This window comes from Euzebya tangerina (genome assembly GCF_003074135.1).
Classification (GTDB): Bacteria; Actinomycetota; Nitriliruptoria; order Euzebyales; family Euzebyaceae; genus Euzebya; species Euzebya tangerina.
Map to the genome: position 1 here is coordinate 1 of NZ_PPDK01000005.1, position 20686 is coordinate 20686.

A 20686-nucleotide genomic window follows, 5' to 3' on the forward strand; every position below is an offset into this window, starting at 1 on the left:
ACCCGTGATCATGTTCTTGACATAATCAGCATGGCCCGGCGCATCCACGTGGGCGTAATGCCGATTGTCGGTCTCATACTCCACATGCGACACATTGATCGTGATGCCACGCTCCTTCTCCTCCGGAGCCTTATCAATGGCATCAAACGCCGAGGCCGTCACATTCGGGTTGTGCTTGGCCAACACCGTCGTGATCGCCGCCGTCAACGTCGTCTTCCCATGATCGACATGACCAATCGTGCCGATATTCATATGCGGCTTCGTACGCTCGAACTTTTCCTTACCCATGGTTCTCTCCTGTGGTGAAACGCGTAATCGTTGAGTCGTTGGGGGTTACTCGCCGCGAACCTTCGCGACGATCTCGGTTGCCAGTGCGCTCGGGACCTGTTCGAACCCGGAGAACTGCATCGTGTAGGTCGCACGACCTTGGGTCTTCGACCGCAGATCCCCGACGTAGCCGAACATCTCACTGAGGGGCACGGTTGCGTTGACGACCTGGCTGTTGCCGCGGGCGGTCATCGACGAGACCTGTCCGCGACGGGAGTTGAGGTCACCGATGACGTCTCCCATGTAGTCCTCGGGCGTGACGACCTCGACGTCCATCACGGGCTCGAGCAGGACGGGCTTGCCCTGCTTTGCGGCGGCCTTGAGGGCCATCGAGGCGGCGATCTTGAACGCCATCTCGGAGGAGTCGACGTCGTGGTAGGAGCCGTCGGTCAGTTCGGCGCGGATGTCGACCAGCGGGTAGCCGGCCATCACACCGCCCTCCATGGCCTCCTGGATGCCCTTGTCGACCGACCCGATGTACTCGCGCGGGATGGATCCACCCTTGATCGAGTCGTCGAAGCGGTAGCCGCCGACCTCGCCGGTCTCCTTGCCGTCCTCGTCCTCGACCTTGATCTGGTCCTCTTCCGAGGCGAACGCGCCGGTCGGGTACAGGCTGATGACGAGTTCGGCGAACATGCCGGACCCACCGGTCTGGCGCTTGAGGCGCTCGAGGTGACCCTCGACCGGTCGGGAGATGGTCTCGCGGTAGGCGACCTCGGGCTTGCCGACGTTGGCGTCGACCTTGAACTCACGCATCAGACGGCTCACGATGATCTCCAGGTGGAGCTCGCCCATGCCGCCGATGATGGTCTGGCCGGTCTCGTCGTCGGTGCGGACGGTGAAGGTCGGGTCCTCCTCGGCCAACTTCTGCAGGCCGGAGCCCATCTTCTGCTGGTCGGCCTTGGTCTTCGGCTCGATCGCGATGTGGATCACGGGCTTGGGGAAGTCCATGGTCTCGAGAATCACCGGGTGGTCGGGATCGCAGAGCGTGTCACCGGTGGTGGTGTGCTTCATCCCGACGGCGGCTGCGATGTCGCCGGTGAAGGCGGCTTCGCGGTCCTCCTGGGAGTTGGCGTGCATCTGCAGGATGCGGCCGAACCGCTCCTTCTTGTCCTTCGTGGAGTTGATCGCCGACGAGCCCTGCTCCACCTGACCGGAGTAGACCCGGAAGTAGGTGAGCTTCCCCACGTAGGGATCGGTCATGATCTTGAACGCCAGGGCACTGAACGGTGCGTCCTCGGAGGCCTCGCGCTCCATGGCATCGCCCGACTTGGGGTCGACGCCCTGGACCGGCGGGACGTCCTTGGGGGACGGCAGGTAGTTCACGACGGCGTCCAGGAGCATCTGGACGCCCTTGTTCTTGAACGCCGACCCGCAGAGCACCGGAGTGATGGCGCCGGAGATCGTGGCGTTGCGGATCCCCATCTGGAGGTCCATGCCGTCGAGATCGCCATCCTCGAAGTACTTCTCCATGAGGGACTCGTCGGTCTCGGCGACTGCCTCGACCATCTTGTCCCGGTACTCCTGGCAGAGGTCCTTGAGGTTCTCGGGGATGTCGGTGACGTTCCAGGTGGCGCCCATGTCGTCGCCGGTGCCGTCCCAAACGCGGGCCTGCATGTCGAGCAGGTCGACGATGCCGACGAAGGTCGACTCGGCGCCGATCGGGATCTGGAGCGGGACGGGGTTGGCGCCGAGGCGCTCCTCGATGGTCCCGGAGGCCATCAGGAAGTCGGCACCGATCTTGTCCATCTTGTTGATGAAGCAGATGCGGGGGACGCCGTACTTGTCCGCCTGACGCCACACGGTCTCGGACTGTGGCTCGACGCCGGTACCGGCATCGAAGACCGCAACCGCACCATCGAGGACGCGGAGGGACCGCTCCACCTCGACGGTGAAGTCGACGTGCCCCGGGGTGTCGATGATGTTGATGACGTGTTCGTTCCAGGAACAGGTCGTCGCGGCGGAGGTGATCGTGATGCCACGCTCCTGCTCGTCGACCATCCAGTCCATGGTGGCGCCGCCGTCGTGGACCTCACCGATCTTGTAGTTGACCCCGGTGTAGTACAGGATCCGCTCGGTGGTCGTGGTCTTCCCGGCGTCGATGTGGGCCATGATCCCGATGTTCCGGACCTTGCCCAAGGGGTGCGTGCGCTTAGCCAATGTCAGTCACCTACCAGCGGTAGTGCGCGAACGCCTTGTTGGCGTCGGCCATCTTGTGGGTGTCTTCGCGCCGCTTGACGGCGTTGCCGATGTTGTTGGAGGCGTCGAGGAGCTCGTTGGCGAGCCGCTCGGCCATGCTCTTCTCACGGCGGTTTCGTGCGAACTGGACCAGCCAGCGCAGAGCGAGGGTGGTGGCCCGGCTGGGCTTGACCTCGATCGGGACCTGGTAGGTGGCACCACCCACGCGGCGGGACTTCACCTCGAGAGCCGGCGAGACGTTCTCCAGGGCCTTCTTGAACACCTGGACCGGGTCGGCGCCGGTGCGGGCACCGATGGTCTCGAACGCGTCGTAGACGATGCGCTCGGCGGTCGAGCGCTTGCCATCGCTCATGATCCGGTTGATCAGCTGGGTGACCTGGACGTCGTGGTACTTCGGGTCCAGGACCTGCTTGCGCTTGGGCGCGGGGCCTTTGCGTGGCATGCGTTCCTACCCTTCCTTCTTCGCGCCGTACTTCGAGCGCGCCTGCTTGCGGTCACGGACGCCGCTGGCGTCGAGCGCCGCGCGGATCACCTTGTAGCGAACACCGGGGAGGTCCTTCACACGACCACCACGGACCAGCACGATCGAGTGCTCCTGCAGGTTGTGGCCCTCACCAGGGATGTAGGCGGTGACCTCGATGCCGGAGCTCAGGCGGACACGGCACACCTTGCGAAGCGCGGAGTTCGGCTTCTTCGGCGTGGTGGTGTACACACGGGTGCAGACCCCGCGACGCTGGGGGGATCCCTTGAGCGCAGGAGTCTTGGCCTTGACCGTCTTGGCTTGCCGCCCCTTGCGGACAAGCTGCTGGATGGTTGGCATGTGGTTCCTCTTGGTGGTGGCTTGCGGGCTGGATGGGCCCATCTCATGTGGCTCGCGTCCGACACACGGTGTCGGGCGTTTCGCCTCAGGTTCTGGATGGCACGCGTCTGGCTGGTGCGGCGGTCGGCATACAGCTTGGGTGCTGCACCAGCAGTGGTTCTGCCAGTTACGCCTGTGGGGGAGCTGATGTGCGCAGTCACACACGAATGCGCCCGTAAGCACGGACGCGGACCCAAGAGAGTAGGTGGAGGGTGCCGAGGTGTCAACGTCGGACGCGCAGCCCACACGGCCAGGTGGACAGCCAGTGTCACCGGCTGTTGCCATGATGGGGGCATGCATCACGAGGGCCGGCACACAACCGCCGACGCATGTCCCCACCCAGAGGCCCATCGCCGAACCGGTCCTCGGACGAGCGATCCAGCGCCACGGGCCAGCGTCGCTCTGGATGATGACGGCGTCTGGCGGGTCCGCGGCGTCGACCCGGCCCGTCAGGTGCTGCGGAGCACCGCCACCACCCAGGCAGGGTTCCAGGCGGACTCGATCCGGGCGAGTCTGACCATGATCGATGACCCGATGCTCTTCCTGGAGGGGCCGGCGCACCGGGAACTGCGAACGGCAACGGCGCGCTTCTTCACCCCGAAGGCCGTCGCGTCCTACGAGGACATGATCGCGGCATACGCGGAGGAGCTGATCGAGGATCTGAGAGCGGCCGGCAGCGCGGACCTGTCGGACCTCTCCATGCGACTCTCCGTCCGGGTCGCGGCTGAGGTGGTGGGCCTCACCAACTCCCCCACCGCCGGCCTGGCCCGGCGTCTGGACGCCTTCTTCTCGCTCGAGCCGATCAATCCGCGCACCCGGCTGCGACCGAGCAGTCTCAAGGCGCTGGCCGTCGCCCAACTCCACACCGCACGCTTCTTCATCCAGGACGTCCTGCCGGCCATCCGGGCTCGACGCCGCCAACCGCAGGACGACCTGATCTCCCACCTCATCAGTCGGGAGTACTCCAACCTTGCGATCCTGACCGAGTGCATCACCTTCGCGGCCGCCGGCATGGTGACGACCCGCGAGTTCATCTGTGCAGCGGCCTGGCACCTCCTGGAGGACCCCGAACTCCACGCGACCTACACCGGCGGCGACCAGGCAGCTCGGACCCGACTGCTGCACGAGATCCTGCGCGTCGAGCCGGTTGTGGGCACGCTGCATCGTCGGACGACCGCGCCGCTGTCAATCACGCTGGAGGGGTACTCGGTCACCATTCCAGCCGGTGATCTGGTGGAGGTCGACATCCACGCCTCAAACGACGACCCGACCTGCGTCGCGGCCCCGGCGGACGTGGTCTGGCCCGACCGCGCTCGCACGTCGGGCGTGAAGCCGTACGGGCTCAGCTTCGGCGACGGCATCCACATGTGCCCTGGCGCCTTCATCGCGATCGAGGAGACCGACATCTTCCTGACGCGGCTGCTCAGCCTCGAGCAGTTGCAGTTGGTCCAAGAGCCCGAACTCGGACGCAACGAGGTCGTCCAGGGGTATGAGATCCGAGACCTCCGCGTCATGGTCTGAGCTTCTGGCATCCCCGCAATGACGGAGAGTAGTCAGGTCGCGATTGCGACGACGTCGCCCTCCCGTTGCCCTCAGCAGGCATTTCTGTAACGTCCCGTTTACACAGCGGAACGCTGAGTGTCTTCTCGATGACAGTGTTGGCGGATTGTTATCGCAGGGGTTGTGACGCTGCGTGAATGGAGGTAGAAGTGTTTTCACGTCACCCCACCACGGCGGGAAGCGCAGTGCGTGTGTGCGGGAGACGTTGGGCCCTGCGGTCACCAGACCGAGAGGGGGCAGTCCCAGAACGTCCAGATTGAGGGATCATGGAGAACATAGAGGTTCGACTCTTCGGGTCGATGCGCGTCCGGCGGGCCGACGGCTCGTACGTCGAAACGGCTGATTGGCGAACGTCGATGACCCGGTCGCTGCTGGTGCTGCTCTCACTTGCGGCACCGGCACCCATTCCGGCCGAGCGGGCGCTCGAGGCCATCTGGCCCAACGTGGACCCGAAGAAATCGCGGGCACGACTGCGAACGGCGGCATCGCAGATTCGCAAGACGATCAACAGCGACTGCATCGACCGAGAGGGCGACTCGTTGGTCCTCAAAGACGTGTGGGTCGACACCCGCGCCTTCGAGTCGCTGGTCGGGCTGGCGCGCCGACAGTTCATGCTCGGCCACACCGAGCGGGGCATCAAGGCAGCACACGACGCGCTGGGCCTGTACGCAGGAGACCTCTACGACGACGGCTCATCCGCAGAGTGGATCACCCCCCGGCGCGCCCACTTCCGGCGGCTCCACCGGGACATCCTCATCGAGACGGCTGAGGCCGCACTGAGCGTCGGACGACACCAGGACGCCGTGGACGCCGCTGTACAGGTGGCTCGCACCGCGCCGGCCGACGAGCGCGCCTGCCGGGCACTGATGCGGGGCTACAGGCTCCTCGGTGAGACGCAGGCGGCCTTCGCCACCTACGACACGTGCAAGACGGCCCTGGCGGAGTTGGTCGGCGCCGACCCGTCCGCCGAGACGCAGGCCGTCCACATGAACCTGTTGGGCTCGTCCCGACGACGGCCGGCACCGCCGGCATTCACCGGACGGGACGACGTGATGGCCCGGCTGACCGACATCACCGATGATGTCTTCGACAGGGCTGACGCCTGCCTGGTGCAACTGGTCGGCCCCGATGGCTCGGGGAAGAGCCGGGTCCTCGACGAGCTGATGCAGACCACTGCAGGTCAGACGTCGCTCATCCGGGTCGGAACCACGACCGGCGACCACGATCACACCCTGCTGGAGCGGGTGTCGGCGGCACTCAGCCCGTCCGAGGACAGCGGCACCATCGCCGTCGACCGACCAACGCTCCTCTGCCTGGACGAGATGCAGTGGGCCCCCGCAGCACAGATCAAGGAACTCGGCGGCCGCATCGCGAAGCTGCAGGCCCCATTGGTGCTGGTGGCCGCGACAACCGCTCCGACCGAGGCGAAGTCGAAGGTCGTCGAGCTCCGCTCCTTGGACACCGCCAGCGTGACCGCCGTCACCGAGCACGTCGCGGGCGGCCGGCTGGCCCCCGAGACCATCGCCTACCTGGTCGACCATGCCGGCGGCCAACCCGGCCCGCTGATCGACGAGGCAGCGCGGCTGCGCGATGGGGGCCTCCTGCGCCGCACCAGTGCTGGTCTGGTGCGGGTGGACAGCCAGTGGGGTGTGGTCAACACCACCACACCTCACGCCCAGGTAGAGGCGGCACGCTCGACCCTGCCAACCACGGCGCTGGACGTGTTGGACGTCCTCGCCGTCCTCGACGAGCCGATCAGCCTGGCGAAGCTGGAGCAGCTCCACGTCGTCGACGGCCCCGCGGCTGCACTCGATACGCTCCTCGACGTCGGGCTGCTCGTCCTCGAGGAGAACCGCTACGCCTTCTGCAGCCAAGAGGTGCGAGACGCGGCGTACCACTGGCTGCGCGAGAGCACACGACGACGGTTGCACGAGCACATCGGGAACGAGACGTCGGGGATGCTGTCCCACGCCAGTCGACTGCGCCACTGGGTGGCCGCCGGCTCGCCTCGTTCCGAGCAGCCCGGCCCGACGCCGATCACCCCCGTCAGCGCGGACACTCCCCTGGAGCTCGAGGTCCAGCTCGACGAGTTCGCCGCACCCCTCGACGCCGTCAACCAGGTGACCGCCTTCGTCGACCGTCTCTCCACGCTGGTCACGATCATGCAGCAGGCCAGGGGCAACGGTGAGGTCGAGACCGCCCGACACGCCTCGGACCTGGCGATCACGCTCGCCGAGACCCATCACCGTGGCAGCCTCCCCGAGCTGTACCGCTGGCGCGCCGAGATGTTGCTGTCCGACGAAGACGCGCTGTCCTGGTTGAGCAGAGCCGAGGAGGTCGTCGAGCCGAGCGATCTGATCGAGCGATCGGAGATCTCCAGCGCCCGAGGACGCGTGTGTTGTCAGTGGTCCACCCGACTGGCCGTCGAGGCCCACCGCAACGCGGTCAGCCTGGCGGATCAGTCCGAGCAGCTCGGGCGACGCGTGCGTGCCCGGGCGTGGCTGGTCGAATCCCTGCTCGCCGGCCGGGCCTTCGCCGAGGCGGACGAGGTCTCCCGGACCATGGCCGATCTGGCCGACACCGCCGACGACGACGTCCTGCGGGCGATCGCGCTCCGCACCATCACGAGGCCGCGACTGGCCATGCTCATGGGCTCGTCAACACGGCGGACGCTCAGTCGGGCCTGGCCAGCATCCCGAGAGGACCGGGACGTCCACGCCTCCATCGGCGCGGCCCTGGCCCATGCGGCGCACGATGCGGGTGACGAGGACGCGAGGGAGGCAGCCCATCTGGCTGAGGTGCTCTGCGAGGGCACACCCCGCGAGCCGTCGTGGCACCTGCTGGCCGCCCACCTGGCCATTGAACGAGGGGACATCACCGCCTGCCTCGGGAGCCTCGAGGCGATCGGCCCAGACCCGAAGTGGGCCGCCGTGCACGCCACCTGGCAACACCTGACCGCCGGCCGGTGCCTGGCCGCGCAGAACGACCACCAGGCCGCAGTCGAGCAGTTCCGGCACGCGGCCGAGTTGGCTCGCAACAGCGGTGCGACGCTCCACCTGGGCGAAATCACCGCGCGGCTGGCCCTCTCACTTTCCTCAACCGATTCGCAGGCGGCCCACCAACTGCTGGAGGAGGTCACGGCACGCATCGGCCCGGGCGGCCACCCCCGGGAGCAGGCGCTGCTGATGCTTGCCCGGGCACACCTCGTCGCCAGGGCCGGTCACGCCGCTCAAGCACGGGTGATCGCGCTGACCGCACGTCGTGTCGTCGACAAGGCAGGGCTCCCTCGCCTGGCGGACGAGATCAACGGCTTCGTCCGAGAACAGCTGACCCCCGAGCCACCCGACGCGATCATCGATCTGGCGAGTTTGCAGTCTTCTGACACCTCCGGGGCAGCGTCCACGCTATGGAATTCGAGGACCTTGTGACCTTAGACGTGCGATCGAGTGATGGGGAGGCACCACGCGCGACCGTGTACTTCAGCCCGGACCTGGCACTCGGCCCGGTCCCCCTCGCCAAAGTCGGAGCGATGATCGAGGACCTGGCCGCGGTCCGAGGCTCGCTCCGAGACGTCCCAGACGCCGATGCCAGCCCCGTTCCCGACACCCGTTTGCATTCCTTTGATACGCCGCTGGGACCATCCGATGGCATGAGGGACGCACGATTGCGATTGGTTCTTGAACTGACCGACGATGCCGGTGGAGGCACCTACGCCCGGCTCCGTCAATTCGATCAGACGGTCGACTACGGTCCGATCAACGTGCAGGACCTGCCGTTCCTGATCGAAGCGTTGCTCGACGAGCCGGTGCAGGTCGGCTCGCCGCTCGACGGGTGATCCGGCCGCTGGCGGCGGCACCAGCGGCCGTGGCCACGGCTCCGTCGACACGCCGCCTCGGCGTGGTCATCGTCACCTACAACAGCGCGGCCGTCATCGAGCAACTGCTCGACACGCTGCCGGCTGCGCTGTCGGGCATTGCGACGCATCGGGTCATGGTCGTCGACAACAACTCGGCCGATGCCACGCCCCACATCGTCGCCCGTCGTGACGACGTCACCCTCGTCCGCAACCCGCGCAACCTCGGCTACGCCGCTGCCTGCAACGTCGGCGCCGCCCACCTGGACGACGATGACGACCTCCTCCTCCTGAACGCCGACCTTCGCCCGGAGCCGGGATCGATTGCCCGAATGCTGGCGGTCGCCGACGAGCACGACCAGATCGCGGTCGTGGTACCGCGACTGGTTGACGACCACGGCGGGACCGCCCTGTCCCAGCGACGTGAACCCACGGTCAGCCGGGCCGTCGGCGAGGCCGTCCTGGGGCGCCGCGCCCGTCGCTTCTCACTGAGCAGCGAGGTGGTGGCCGATGCTGGACGCTACGAGACCTCCGGTCCGACGGACTGGGCCACCGGGGCGGCCATGCTCATCACGAGTGGCGGCCGTCGACGCGTAGGACGGTGGGACGAGCGCTTCTTCCTATACTCCGAGGAGACGGACTACTGCCTTCGGGTGGCAGACGCCGGAATGCTCACCTGGTACGAGCCGACCGCCACGATGCAGCACAGCGGGGGCGCCGCACACACCGATCCCCGTCTGTGGAGCCTGCTGACGGTCAACCGGGTGAAGCTGTTCGGCAAGCGCAACGGACCCGCAGCGGCCCGGCTGTTCTGGGCTGCGGCCTTCCTCGGCGAGGTCCTCCGACTGCCGCGGCACCCCCGTCACCGGGCTGCCTCCGGCGCCCTGCTGCGGCTGGCGCTGTCCCGCACGATCCCCTTCCGCACCGTGCGGTGGAGCTGATGGCCACCCGCCGGCCGCGCATCTGCCTGTTCGGCGCGTCGGACGACACCGGCAACCTCGGCGTCTCGGCGTTGATGACGGGCACGCTGCTGGGTCTGGCCAAGCGGCATCCCATGATGCACATGACCGTCTTCGATCACGGGCTTGGACACCGCGACGGCGAGTTGACCGCTCCCGATGGACAGACGGTGCCGTTCGACCGTCGCGGTGCGCGGATCGGACGCCGATACCACCGCGCGGAGAACCTGTGGACCATGAGCCTCGCCGCCCGGATCGGGGGGTGGGGGAACGCCGGGGCGCGGGCGGTGACCGACGCCGATGTCGTGCTGGACATCAGCGGCGGCGACAGCTTCACCGATCTCTATGGCCAACGTCGCTTCGATCAGGTGATCAAGTCAAAGCTGCTGGCCCTTCGGTGCGGCACGCCGCTGGTGCTGCTCCCCCAGACCTACGGGCCGTTCAGGCAGGAGCGCAACCGCAACGCAGCCGCAGACGTCCTGCGGCGCTCGACGCTGGCCTACGCCCGCGGCGCCGACGGGTTCCGGGCGCTGCAGGACCTGCTCGGCAACGACTTCGACCCGACCCGCCACCGCCAGGGCGTCGATGTTGCACTCACGATGCCGCCCCGACCGGTGAACAACGTCGTGGGCCAGCTGGTCCGCCGGGACGGTCGGCCGATCATCGGCCTGAACGTGAGCGGGCTGCTCTTCGGCAGGACGACCCGCCGCTACGACCTGACCATCGCCTACGACCGGGCCATCCTCGAGCTGGTCCAGCGTCTGCTGGCGAACTCAGACGCACGGATCGTGCTGATCCCGCACGTGACCGGTCAGGGGGAGTCCGATGCCGGAGCCAATCGACGCGTGGCCGACGTCATCGCCGATCCGGCCAGGGTGGTGGCTGCCCCGCCGGGCCTCGATGCCCAGTCCACCAAGTGGCTCATCAGCCAGACCGACTGGTTCTGCGGGACCCGGATGCATGCCACCATCGCAGCGCTGTCGACCGGCACCCCGGTCGCTGCGATCGCCTACAGCCACAAGACTCGCGAGGTCTTCGAGACCTGCGGAATCCCGGACGAGGTCGCCGACGCCCGTGAGCTGTCCACGACGGAGCTGGTGGACCAGTTGTGGGGGTCGTGGACGCGCCGGGACCTCGTGACGGCCCAACTCGCTGCGGCCCGCGCGACCCTCCTGGGGGCCGCCGAGCGTCAGCTGGACGAGATCGCGGCGGCGTGCGGCGTTCGGGTGTCCGGGTCTGCAGCCCTGCCGCGCTGAGACGGCCTGCCCGACAGAGAGTCCGCTGCCCCGCTGAGGGCTCCTACGCCGCAGCCGTGCGCTCTGCAGACGCGTGGGTCCGCGGAGTCCTACCAACGGCACGCTTGGCTACATCGACCAGGCTCCGCACGCCACGGTGCATCACCACGGGGACGGTCGTCACCATGATCACGAAGTCGAGCCGCAGCGACCAGTTGTCCACGTAGTACAGGTCCAGCATCTCGTAGCTGAAGAAGCTGGGGTTGTCACGGGCCTCGACCTGCCACAGACCAGTCAGCCCGGGCAAGACCCGATTGCGGTCGACCAGACGGCCTTCGAACGCCGCAGCTTCCTCGGGGAGGGCCGGGCGGGGCCCGACGAGGCTCATCTCACCGCGAAGGACGTTCACGAGCTGGGGCAGTTCGTCGATGCTCGACGCGCGGAGGAAGCGACCCAGACGCGTGACCCGTGGGTCGTGGGCGATCTTGAACAGTGGCCCCGTTCGCTCGTTCTGCTGCGCGAGCGTGGCCTTGCGCTGCTCCGCATCGCAGACCATGGTCCGGAACTTCAGCAAGGTGAACGATCGGCCGTCTTGGCCGATCCGGCTCTGCCGGAACAGGACCGGCCCGTCGCCACCTGCGCGGATCCCCACGGCGGCCAGGGCGATGAGCGGTGAGGCCAGAGCCAGCACAACGGCGGAACCGACGATGTCGACGGAACGCTTCACGGCCGCCTGCCAGGTGCGCGCATGGCGGGTTCGCACACGGACCATCGAGCCGACACCGAGCGTCGACAGCTTGATGGCGCTGGGATCAAGCCCGCCGAGACCAGCCGACACGTTGATGTCGACCCGCTCCGACTGCAACTCGCGGAGCGCGGTTCCGAGCGCATCCGGCCCCAACCCGCCGCCCGCGATCACGATCGAGGTGGCGCCAGCCGATTGCGTGATCCTGCGGATGTGGTGCAGGGTGCCGAGCCACGGCAGGCCGCGCAGGCCGGGGTGAATGTCGAGTGGGTGGCCGACCCGCCCGACGACGGTGAGCGCCAATTCGGGGTACTCGCTCATCAGTCGGTACAGCCAGGTGGCCTCTTCATCGTCACCAACCAGGACGACGCGCTGCGGGCTGGTCCAGTGCTCCGGCAGCCGTCGTGCCACAACCCGGGTGAGTGCACGTCCGATCGCCAAGCCGAACACCAGGACCACGCTGAACACCGCAACACGGGTCAGGTGGAGCGGAGGCAGCAAGGTCGCCTGCACCAGCAGGAGGGCCAGTCCGACCTCCAACGAAACCGCCGCGAGCTCCATGGTCTCGACGGTCCGGGCCTTGCCCAGGGAGACGCTCTGCCGGCGGCCGACACCCAAGCGGAGCAGCGCTACCGCGACGGCCACCCCGACGATCTGCAGGGTCTGCACTGCGGACTGACCGCTACCGAGGACGCCGAACCCGACCGCACCGACAGCGCTCAGGTCAACCAGACGAGCCACCACACGCCAGTGGCGAGGACTGCGTAGCCCCGCATCCGGCAGGGACGGCTCACGTGCTGCCGGCGACGTGGACTCGACGCGGACGTCGGTCTCGACGTTCCGTGTCGCCGAGCCGGTATCCCGCAGGTTGATGACGACGTGATTGCCCTGGGTCATGCTGCCCTCGTCAGCGGTCGCGTGCGCTCGGTGCTCCGCGGTTCCTCGTCCAGCTCGAATGGTTGGACACCGGAACGCATGCATCCGCGGCTCGCCGCCGCCGTCAGGGTGGCCCGGTCGAGCTGATCGGGGTCCGACACCGTCGCCAACCCGAGACGCTCGACCTCGGTTGCGGTGATCCGCTGGTGGTTGTCCACGTGTTCGTCGTGGTCGGGGTCGCGGGGTAGGACGACCGGATGCTTTCCCGCCTGGAGGCAGCTCAGGATCACGCCGGTCCCCGCGTGTGCAACGACCACGTCGGCCCACTCGAAGAGCATCGACATCTCGTCCGCCGGGATGAGTGCCTCGCAGCGACCCGGCAGCGACTCCTCTGACGTGGTCACACCGAGCTGCCAGACGACGGTGTCGGCTCGGCCGAGATTCCGCCGCACGGCCTGCACCAACCGAGGAAAGGTGTAGGAGGGGTGGGTTCCGAGGCTCACCAACACCTTCAGGCCCCTCGTGGGCTCAGGTCGTGGTCGCGAGGGCATGAAGCCCTCGTAGATCGACCCGACGAACTGCCAGCGCCCACCCGCCCAGTCTGGATACTGGGTGTACAGCTTGACGCCGGGAGCCAGGGCTTCGAGCAGTCGACCGCTCAGTGACGGCCCGGTCACCCGTGACGCGCTCTCGATGTAGTGCGTGGGGATGCCCAGCTGGGCCGACTGCATGAGATAGGGAACCGCGATGCCGGCGCCGGTGCTGATGACGCGTTCGATGTGACCACCTGCGAGGACTCGATTGGCTCCACGCCAGTTCCGGGCGGCGTTGCCCAGATGGCGGGTCGACGGCCCGTAGCCGCGGACGAAGTGATCGTGGGCCAGCGTGCTCTCGGCGTGGAGATCGTCGTAAGACACCCAACTCGATGGCCCGAGTGCCGGCTGCAGCCGCCGGGACAACATCCGAAGCTGTGTCAGGTGACCGCCGGCCGAGGCCACCATCAGGGTCGTTGCCTGTCTCATGTCAGACTCCTCCGATTGCTGTCGAACCCAGCATCGGAGCGGGCTGTCAAGACCTCGCAAAACGCAGCAATGGACCCAGCGGACCCCGTCCTCAGCCGCTCCTGGAACCTGCGACGTGTGGAGCCCAGCCCGAGAGGTCGAGTCCTGTCAGCGCTGCCAACTCACGATTGTCGGCGGCGAACTGATCGTCGATCTCTCGGAGGACGCTGCGATCGGACGGATCCAGGACCTCCTTCGAGGAGAACTGCCAGCGGTCGTAGAGGCGCTTCACAGGCCGGGCCATCGTTCGGTAGCCGGGCAGTCGCCTCAGTGATGGAAGCACCGACCGGAGCGCCGTGTCGCCTGCGGCGACTCGGGGTGCGCGACTGGTGTTGTGGGCTCGGAGTGAGTGGTTGTCGTAGAAGGCCGGATCGATGCCGACGTGTCTGGCTATGCCCGCGACCACAGCGATCGGGCTTTCGACCAGATCCTCGAAGAGCACCGTGTGGATGCGGTCGCGCCCAAGCCGGTCGTACCACGATGACAGGTAGGTGACGTACCGCGAGTGGTCGAGGGTGCCCGCGAGGATGGTCATGCTGCCCGGTATTTCCCGCCCTTGGAGCCGTTCGACGAATTCGGCGAAGGAGACGCGTCGATCCAGGGCTCCCTGGCGGTTGCGGGCGTAGTTGTACATCGAGTACACGCGGTCGGATGGGCGCCGGAGGCTGAAGACGACCTTGACGTCCTCGAGTCGCTCCAGCACCTGGAGAGGCGTGTGCTGATACATGTAGTCCGGCGTTGCGTCCATCACGACGCGGTGCCGGTCGGCCCGGTACTCGGGGAAGAACTGGCGGTAGCCCGCCATCCCGTGAACCGACACGTTCGCTGCCTGCCGGGCCAGCGAGTGGTCCCGATCGAACAGGAATCGGGTCTCCTTCGGCTGGGCCGGACAGACAGCAGGGTGCAGTGCCAGGTACTCGTACAGCGAGGTGGTGCCGCACCGTGCCGCGCCCGCGATGACGAGGTTCGGGTACAGGCTGTCGCGGTCACGGTGCATGTGCGTCCACCGTGTTGTGACGGGTGGGGGCGACGGTTGGGGGAACGGCGAGGGGTCTGATGCCCAGCTCTCGTTCACGCTGCCGCATCCGCTCCAGTCGAACGATCGTGTACAGGGCGCCCGCGCATCCCATCAGCACGAACAGCGTGCCGTACAGGATGCGGTAGAAGAAGGCGTCGAATGTCGCCAGGCTGCTGGTGATCGCCAGGATCGAACTGGCGAGTGCCTGCCCGAGATGGCGTGTCTCGGCAGCCTGGGAGAGCACGCCCGCTCGATGTGCCAGCGCGGCAGCGCCGAGCAGCAGCAGAAGGGTGAGGCCAAGACCCAGAAGCCCGTTCTGAATGGCAGTGCGATACAGCTCGTTGTCCAGCAGGAAGTAGTCCTCCTGGTTGTAGGTCCCGAACCCGATGCCAACCACGGGTGACTCCCGGACCAGCTCGACGACGCGCGGGAACCGCTCGGTGCGTGCCGTGATGCTCGGGTCGCTACCGGCATTGAGGATCAGGCTGCGGATGGTGCCGAGCAGGCCAGGAACCACTGCCCACATCGCACAACAGAAGACGCCACCCATCACCGCCATGTGGAGCCGTCGACGCGCGGACCACGCAAGGCTGAGCGTCAGCAGACCGACGACCGCGGCCACCATGGCAGAGCGGCTCAACGACATGGCGCCTCCAGCACCGAGGAGGAGGACGGCGGTGGTCGCCAGACGGCGTACACGCCGGGACGGCCCGTAGAAGGCGTGATGCAAGGCGATCGGGATCAAGCCGACGCACACGACGCCGTACTCGATGGGATGAAGCGCCGTACCGAAGGGGCGATTGAAGATGGACCGAGAACCGACGCCGAACAACTCGCTCTTGAGCGTCAAGCCAGGAACGCGGATGAACTGGACCGGGTCGAAGCCGGTGGTGAACTGGATAACGCCGATCAATGCCATCAGCGCGCCGACGGCTGTCAGCCGACGCGTGAAGGTGTCCAGACGATCACGCTCGCGGACACCCTCGGCGATCAGCATGGCGACGCCGCTGCCCGCGATGAGCGCGGCGAAGCTCCGGAGTGAACTGTTGGCCTCCACATCCGACAGATGGCGAAGCCAGGCAAAGCACAAGCTGACCCCGCAGAACCAGACGTAGGCACCCATCAGCCACCGCAGCGGCTGCGGCTCCTGGGGGAGCGCCAGCGCAGGGTTGATTCGTGAGAGGAACCACCACAGTGCGCAGACCAGCGCGAGCATCACGGCGGGTGTTCCGATGTCGCTCAGTGGGCCGACGACCAGCCGCGCCGGCAGGACGTAGAGGAAGCCGAGATAGACGGTGAGGACGGCTACCGGGTCCCGACGACTCATCTGGGACGCCAGGAAGAGACCGACCAAGCCCACCCCCGCGACTGCCAGGAGCAGCAGCAACGTGACCATCAGGCAGCGGCGTCGGTCCGGGGCCGGCGCCGCCGCAGGCGCTGGCGGGAAGCCTCTCGCGACTCCGGACGCTCTGTGTTCGTGGTCGGCGTCGTCTCAGCGTCCTTCACCGCAGGTGGGGGTGGAACGTTCGTGGCGACGAAGCCCGACGCACCCGCGTGCGAGGCCTGGTTCGAGCGACGCCGGGCGATCCCGTCGACTGCCAGCGCCAGCATGACGGACGCGAGGACGCCGAGTGCAGCCAGCGTGACCAGAGGCCGTGTCAGATTGGTCGAGAGCAGCGCTGCCTCGCGAGGCGTGACGAGCCCTAGGAGTTGCAGGCGTTCCGTCGAAGCCACGCCCGCGGCGTCCTGCAATTCGTCGAGTCGAGCAGACAGTGCCGAGTTCAGCCGTTCGTACACGGCGATGGTCTCGTCGGCCGATGTTCCGGTCACCTGGAGCGCGATGATGGGAGCGCTGTCGCGTCCCTCGGCACCGACCGCGAACTCGACCTCCTCCCCGAGGCCAAGCGCATCGATGAACCCCGGATCCTGCATGCCGGCGGTGAGGACTCGCACGGTGTAGGCATTGGCCCCGTACGGGTTGCTGCCCACAGCGAAGTTGGAGATGATGGCAGACCCACGGGCAACGTAGTGGATGAGCGCTGGAGACTCGGCTGTCGTGATGGTGAGGTACTCGGCCGCAGCCATGGTTGGTTCGGACAGGACCACGAATGCATCGGAGCCGGTGCCGAGGTCATCTGCCTGCTGACGTTGCAGCAGCTCAGCCTCAGCACGTTCGAGGAGGACCGCCACCGTGTCGGACAGACCGTCAGGGGCCGTGCCTGAGGCCTCGATGTTGATGATGCCACCGTTCTCCTGAGGCTGGATGCTGTACTGCGTCGGCAGACCACGGGCCTCCAGATCTTGGACGACCTCGTCGCTGCGGAGGATCTCCGCAACAATGAAGTTGTTGACGGTGCGCGCCTGGCTGGATGCCCCCTCTTCCTGACCGACAGCCCGCTGCAGGAGGACCGAGCCAACAGCCTCATACTCGGGTTCGATGCGCTCCGACAGTTGCCACAGCCCGACGCCTGTGAGCACGAGGACAGGCAGGACGATCATCCAACGGCGAAGGGTGATCTTGGCCACGGTGAAGATGTCCATCCCCATGGTCTGGTCTTGCGTGGTCATACCGTCTCCTGAGTGATGAGGGACTCGCTCTTGGTGGTCCTGCGTCCTGGGCGACCAACGGCCACCAGAGTCGGGTGGGTCAGGTCGAATGCGGGTCGTCGCAGATGCGTGCCGAGGCGACGCAGCCGTCTGCCATCGACCCGCTCGATGTCAAGGCCGGCCAGCTCCATCCACGCCGACAGCCGTCTCCAGTTCGACCGATGAATCCCACAGCGCGCGAACCCTGCCCGAGCGGGCGGGAGCGGATGCGACGTTCGGCGGAGGCGCAGTTGCAGCGCGTGCTGGCGCATGTTGGGGGCCGTCACGATGATCTGGCCGTCCGCCGAGAGCAGTCCGCGGAGCTCGGCCAGCAACGCCGGCGGATTGGGCACCCGATGGATCAGGTCGTGGATCCAGATGGCGTCAAAGCGCTCGCCGGCCAGCCGAGCCAGTGCATCGTCGAAGTTGGGGGCGACGGTCTGCAGGCCTCGATGCCGTGCGAGGGCGCCGACGATGTCATCGACGGGAACGCCGACGACTCGGGCCGCATCGGGAAACAGTGCAAGCTCGACCTCACCCGTCGTACTCCCGACGCTCAGGACCTGTCCGGTGGTCATGGCGGCATGGCGCCAGAGATGCTCAGGGATCTCCTGGTCGAAGTACCGGCGATTCCACCGCGTCGTTTCAACGTCGGTCTCGGTCTGTACCAGGGTCCGACCGTCGAGTTGCCCATCGCGAAGGCGACGGAGCGCGCTGACCTGCAACCGGAAGTCCTCGGCACCGATCCCGTCACCGCCACGATTGCTGTCGGACAGGTGGCAGACGACGAACTCGTCCACCCGATCGAGGCAGATCAGCCACTCGAGGCCACCACGTGTGTAGAAGTTGCTGGTTGCCGAGGCGCCCTCAGCCACCTCATCGACTGGCAGCGTCGTCAGACGACCGGCATCGATTGCGCAGGTCAATTGCTTCGCCGACACCACGTACATCGCCGAGTGCATGTCGGTGAAGGCCGCGAACCCCAGCCCGTCGATGGTACGGAGCGAGGAGGGCTGCCAGTGGTGGACCGTACGAAAGGACCGGTGCGTGCAGTCGCCGGAGGGCCGGGGCTGGCACCGGAGAAAGCCTGGCACGATCTCGACGGGGAGTCGCTCGTTCAGCTCGCTGAAGGACGACAGGTTCTGCTCAGTCACGAGTATGTCGCCCGCGCTGTAGACGAACAGGTCATAGCGGTCGACTCGCTCGGCGAAGAGCTGTGCGTGGCCAAGCGGAAGCGATCCCACACCATGCAGCGGCACCACCGTTGCGTTCAAGCCCGATGTGAGGCCTGGCTCGTTCGATAGCACGACCACATCGACATCGAAGTCGGTCATCGCCTCGTACGACCGAATGATCCGGTCGAGGAACGCCGCCTCGGGTCTTCCGGGGCTGGCAATCGCCACTAGCACTCGCAACGATCAATCCTCCGCGGTGTCGTCTGCTGAGTCGCCACAGTGCGGTCGTCCCGTCAATCGGGCGCAAAATGGCGCGCGCTCCATGTCCCGACCGACTTGACCCGTCCGCGGCCGCCATGATCAGATGAGGCGGTGTCTGATCACAGACCGCCAGGGCACGCAGTCGCCCTCACGGTGGGGCTATCCCGCCATTCAGGAGTCTCCCTCGACCGGTGGACGCGCGTCATCGATCAGTTGGGCGACCTCCTGCGGTCACTGGGGGGAGCCGATACCGAGGTGCAACGGTCGATCGGAGCCACCTCGGCACTGCTCGATCTCGGTCCTGGACTGATTCGGCATGGAACGGACCGCAACGGGCAGGCTCTGGCTGCGTCGGTGGATCCCATGGTGGGCGGGGACGGGACCGTGGTCAGCCATGCCTCCGTCCTCGGAGGTAGTCCCGCAGTGGCTCGGCGGCGACTGGGCGCGGTCGTGCCGCCGTTTCGATACGTGTTGCACGACCGCGCGAGCGACACCGTCTCGGCTGGGGCCGACGGGCTCGGCCTTGCGCACATCTATGTCGCCAAGGCTGACGGCATCGTGCTGGCCTCCACCTCGGCGACGCTTCTGGCGCTGGCGACGGCCACCAGCGTCGACCAGTCGGCGCTCAAGGTCTACTCGCTGCTGGGCTGCTTCTTGGGCGAGCAGACGTTGTACTCCGGTGTCCGGAAGCTCGCTGCGGGGGAGCACGTCGAGCTGAACTCGGGGAAGCTCCTATTCCACCAGCAACCCGATTCTGTCCCCGTCGCCGTTCGTGAGGAGGGCTTCTTCCCCGACCTGGCCACCGCCGCTCAGGCCGGAGTCGAGGTGCTGGACGAGGTGTTCGCGGGCTACGCCATCACCCACCCATCACCTCTCTTCGAGCTGAGCGGCGGCATGGACAGCAGGTTGTTGCTGGCCTTCTCGTCCCGTCACGAATGGCGTGATCGGCGGGGACTGACCATCGGTCCGCAGGCATCGGCTGACGTCCAGCTGGCAGTCCAACTGGCCGAACGGCGGGACGTGCCGCTCACCGTCGTCCCATACGCCGTCTTCGGCGACTGGGACCCTGCGGCGACCCTTCACCGCGTGACGACGGCGGCCCGACATCGCGACTTTGCCTCGAACGGGTTGACCGGCGCCATCTTCGATGATGTCTCGGCACGCACCGAGGCCTCTGCGCAGATCAGCGGACAGGGTGGCGAGCTGGGCCGTGGGAGCTACTACGCCGGACAGGCCGAGCGACGCGGTGTCACAGCGCAGGATGCCCTTCGGATCGTGCAGTGGCGTCTCGCTGTGAACCAGGCCGCCGCGGCTGATGTGCTGAGTGCCAGCGTCCTGGAGGACCGCGAGGCTGTGCTCCGCGATGCATCATGGGGCTACGTCAGGGATCTGCCGGACGTCTGGCCGGGTGCAACTGACCAGATCTACCTCTTCGGGCGCATGCAGCGCTGGGCCGGGATCGCCTACTCCAAGTGGACGAGCGATCGTCCTCGCCTACTGCCCTTCTTCCATCCCGCGTACGTCGAGTGGGCGGCTCAGGTGCCAGTCCACCTGAAACGCGAGTCACGGACGTTCGTCGAGATGATGTCCCGCGTTGACTTGGAGCTCGCGAAGACGCCGTTGACCTCGGGGCTGACACCACAACAGACGGTCAGCCCATCACTGGCCGGACGCGTTCGACGGGCGCGTCGCGATACCCGTCGTGCAGCGCGCAAGATCGGCCAACGACTCGGCGGCGGCCGACACGCTCCCGCGGGAGCGGCGCAGTTGGCGGCGACGGTGCAAAGCGCGTGGCGGCAGGAGTGGCCCGAGTCGCTGGACGAATCGGGGTTCTTCGACGAGCAGGCTTTGGCCGAGGTCAGGTCCGGCGCTCGGGCATTGGACGCGGTCACCGTGGCGTTCATGGTCAACGTCAGCCAGGCGACGGCGATGCTACAAGCCGGCCACCCTCACGGTGCGGCCGCGTGACCGG

16 protein-coding genes are annotated in these 20686 nt (G+C 67.1%); 6 read left to right on the plus strand and 10 right to left on the minus strand.

Annotated elements, in window-relative coordinates; all coding sequences use genetic code 11:
- The 4 genes from C1746_RS21285 to rpsL form a co-directional block, all read right to left on the minus strand.
- The coding region (locus C1746_RS21285) for a GTP-binding protein (RefSeq protein ID WP_240598812.1) at positions 1-288 on the minus strand (288 nt) is incomplete at its 3' end.
- A 45-nt stretch (positions 289-333) separates the two neighbouring features.
- Positions 334-2439, minus strand: a complete 2106-nt coding sequence (fusA, locus tag C1746_RS21290; RefSeq protein WP_116716888.1) for an elongation factor G — start codon at positions 2437-2439, stop codon at positions 334-336.
- 58 nt (positions 2440-2497) lie between these two features.
- Positions 2498-2968: a 30S ribosomal protein S7 gene (rpsG, locus tag C1746_RS21295; RefSeq protein WP_116716808.1), complete on the minus strand. Its 471-nt coding sequence runs from the start codon at positions 2966-2968 to the stop codon at positions 2498-2500.
- 6 nt (positions 2969-2974) lie between these two features.
- A complete protein-coding gene (gene rpsL / locus C1746_RS21300; RefSeq protein WP_116716809.1) occupies positions 2975-3346 on the minus strand; it encodes a 30S ribosomal protein S12 in 372 nt (123 codons plus the stop codon).
- Positions 3347-3679: 333 nt separating this feature from the next.
- On the opposite strand from rpsL, the gene C1746_RS21305 reads away from it, so the two are divergent.
- From C1746_RS21305 to C1746_RS21325, 5 genes are all read left to right on the plus strand, one after another.
- Positions 3680-4906 (plus strand): cytochrome P450, encoded by a 1227-nt coding sequence (locus C1746_RS21305; RefSeq protein ID WP_162868066.1) that lies wholly within the window; start codon positions 3680-3682, stop codon positions 4904-4906.
- 305 nt (positions 4907-5211) lie between these two features.
- Positions 5212-8373 (plus strand): ATP-binding protein, encoded by a 3162-nt coding sequence (locus C1746_RS21310; protein ID WP_116716811.1) that lies wholly within the window; start codon positions 5212-5214, stop codon positions 8371-8373.
- A gap of 101 nt (positions 8374-8474) precedes the next feature.
- Positions 8475-8780: a hypothetical protein gene (locus C1746_RS22305; protein ID WP_162868067.1), complete on the plus strand. Its 306-nt coding sequence runs from the start codon at positions 8475-8477 to the stop codon at positions 8778-8780.
- Entirely contained in the window at positions 8777-9739 is a 963-nt protein-coding gene (locus tag C1746_RS21320) for a glycosyltransferase (protein ID WP_162868068.1), read from the plus strand. The genes C1746_RS22305 and C1746_RS21320 overlap by 4 nt, the downstream gene beginning before the upstream one ends.
- The gene (locus tag C1746_RS21325; protein ID WP_162868069.1) at positions 9739-11013 is read left to right on the plus strand and encodes a polysaccharide pyruvyl transferase family protein; all 1275 of its coding nucleotides are present in this window, start codon (positions 9739-9741) and stop codon (positions 11011-11013) included. Before C1746_RS21320 ends, C1746_RS21325 begins: the two co-directional genes overlap by 1 nt.
- Positions 11014-11056: 43 nt before the next feature.
- Here C1746_RS21325 and C1746_RS21330 read toward each other — a convergent pair whose 3' ends face one another.
- The 6 genes from C1746_RS21330 to C1746_RS21355 all read right to left on the minus strand — a co-directional run bounded on the left by C1746_RS21330 (position 11057) and on the right by C1746_RS21355 (position 18612).
- A complete protein-coding gene (locus C1746_RS21330; protein ID WP_162868070.1) occupies positions 11057-12634 on the minus strand; it encodes a sugar transferase in 1578 nt (525 codons plus the stop codon).
- Entirely contained in the window at positions 12631-13635 is a 1005-nt protein-coding gene (locus C1746_RS21335) for a glycosyltransferase (RefSeq protein ID WP_116716816.1), read from the minus strand. Before C1746_RS21335 ends, C1746_RS21330 begins: the two co-directional genes overlap by 4 nt.
- Positions 13636-13726: 91 nt before the next feature.
- Positions 13727-14671, minus strand: coding sequence for a sulfotransferase domain-containing protein (locus C1746_RS21340; RefSeq protein ID WP_116716817.1), 945 nt, complete (start codon positions 14669-14671; stop codon positions 13727-13729).
- Positions 14661-16088 (minus strand): O-antigen ligase family protein, encoded by a 1428-nt coding sequence (locus C1746_RS21345; protein ID WP_116716818.1) that lies wholly within the window; start codon positions 16086-16088, stop codon positions 14661-14663. The genes C1746_RS21340 and C1746_RS21345 overlap by 11 nt, the downstream gene beginning before the upstream one ends.
- Positions 16088-17260: a YveK family protein gene (locus tag C1746_RS21350; protein WP_116716819.1), complete on the minus strand. Its 1173-nt coding sequence runs from the start codon at positions 17258-17260 to the stop codon at positions 16088-16090. Before C1746_RS21350 ends, C1746_RS21345 begins: the two co-directional genes overlap by 1 nt.
- Positions 17257-18612, minus strand: coding sequence for a class I SAM-dependent methyltransferase (locus C1746_RS21355; protein ID WP_162868071.1), 1356 nt, complete (start codon positions 18610-18612; stop codon positions 17257-17259). Before C1746_RS21355 ends, C1746_RS21350 begins: the two co-directional genes overlap by 4 nt.
- A gap of 357 nt (positions 18613-18969) precedes the next feature.
- On the opposite strand from C1746_RS21355, the gene C1746_RS21360 reads away from it, so the two are divergent.
- Positions 18970-20682, plus strand: a complete 1713-nt coding sequence (locus C1746_RS21360) for a hypothetical protein (RefSeq protein WP_162868072.1) — start codon at positions 18970-18972, stop codon at positions 20680-20682.
- The last annotated feature ends 4 nt before the right edge of the window (positions 20683-20686 follow it).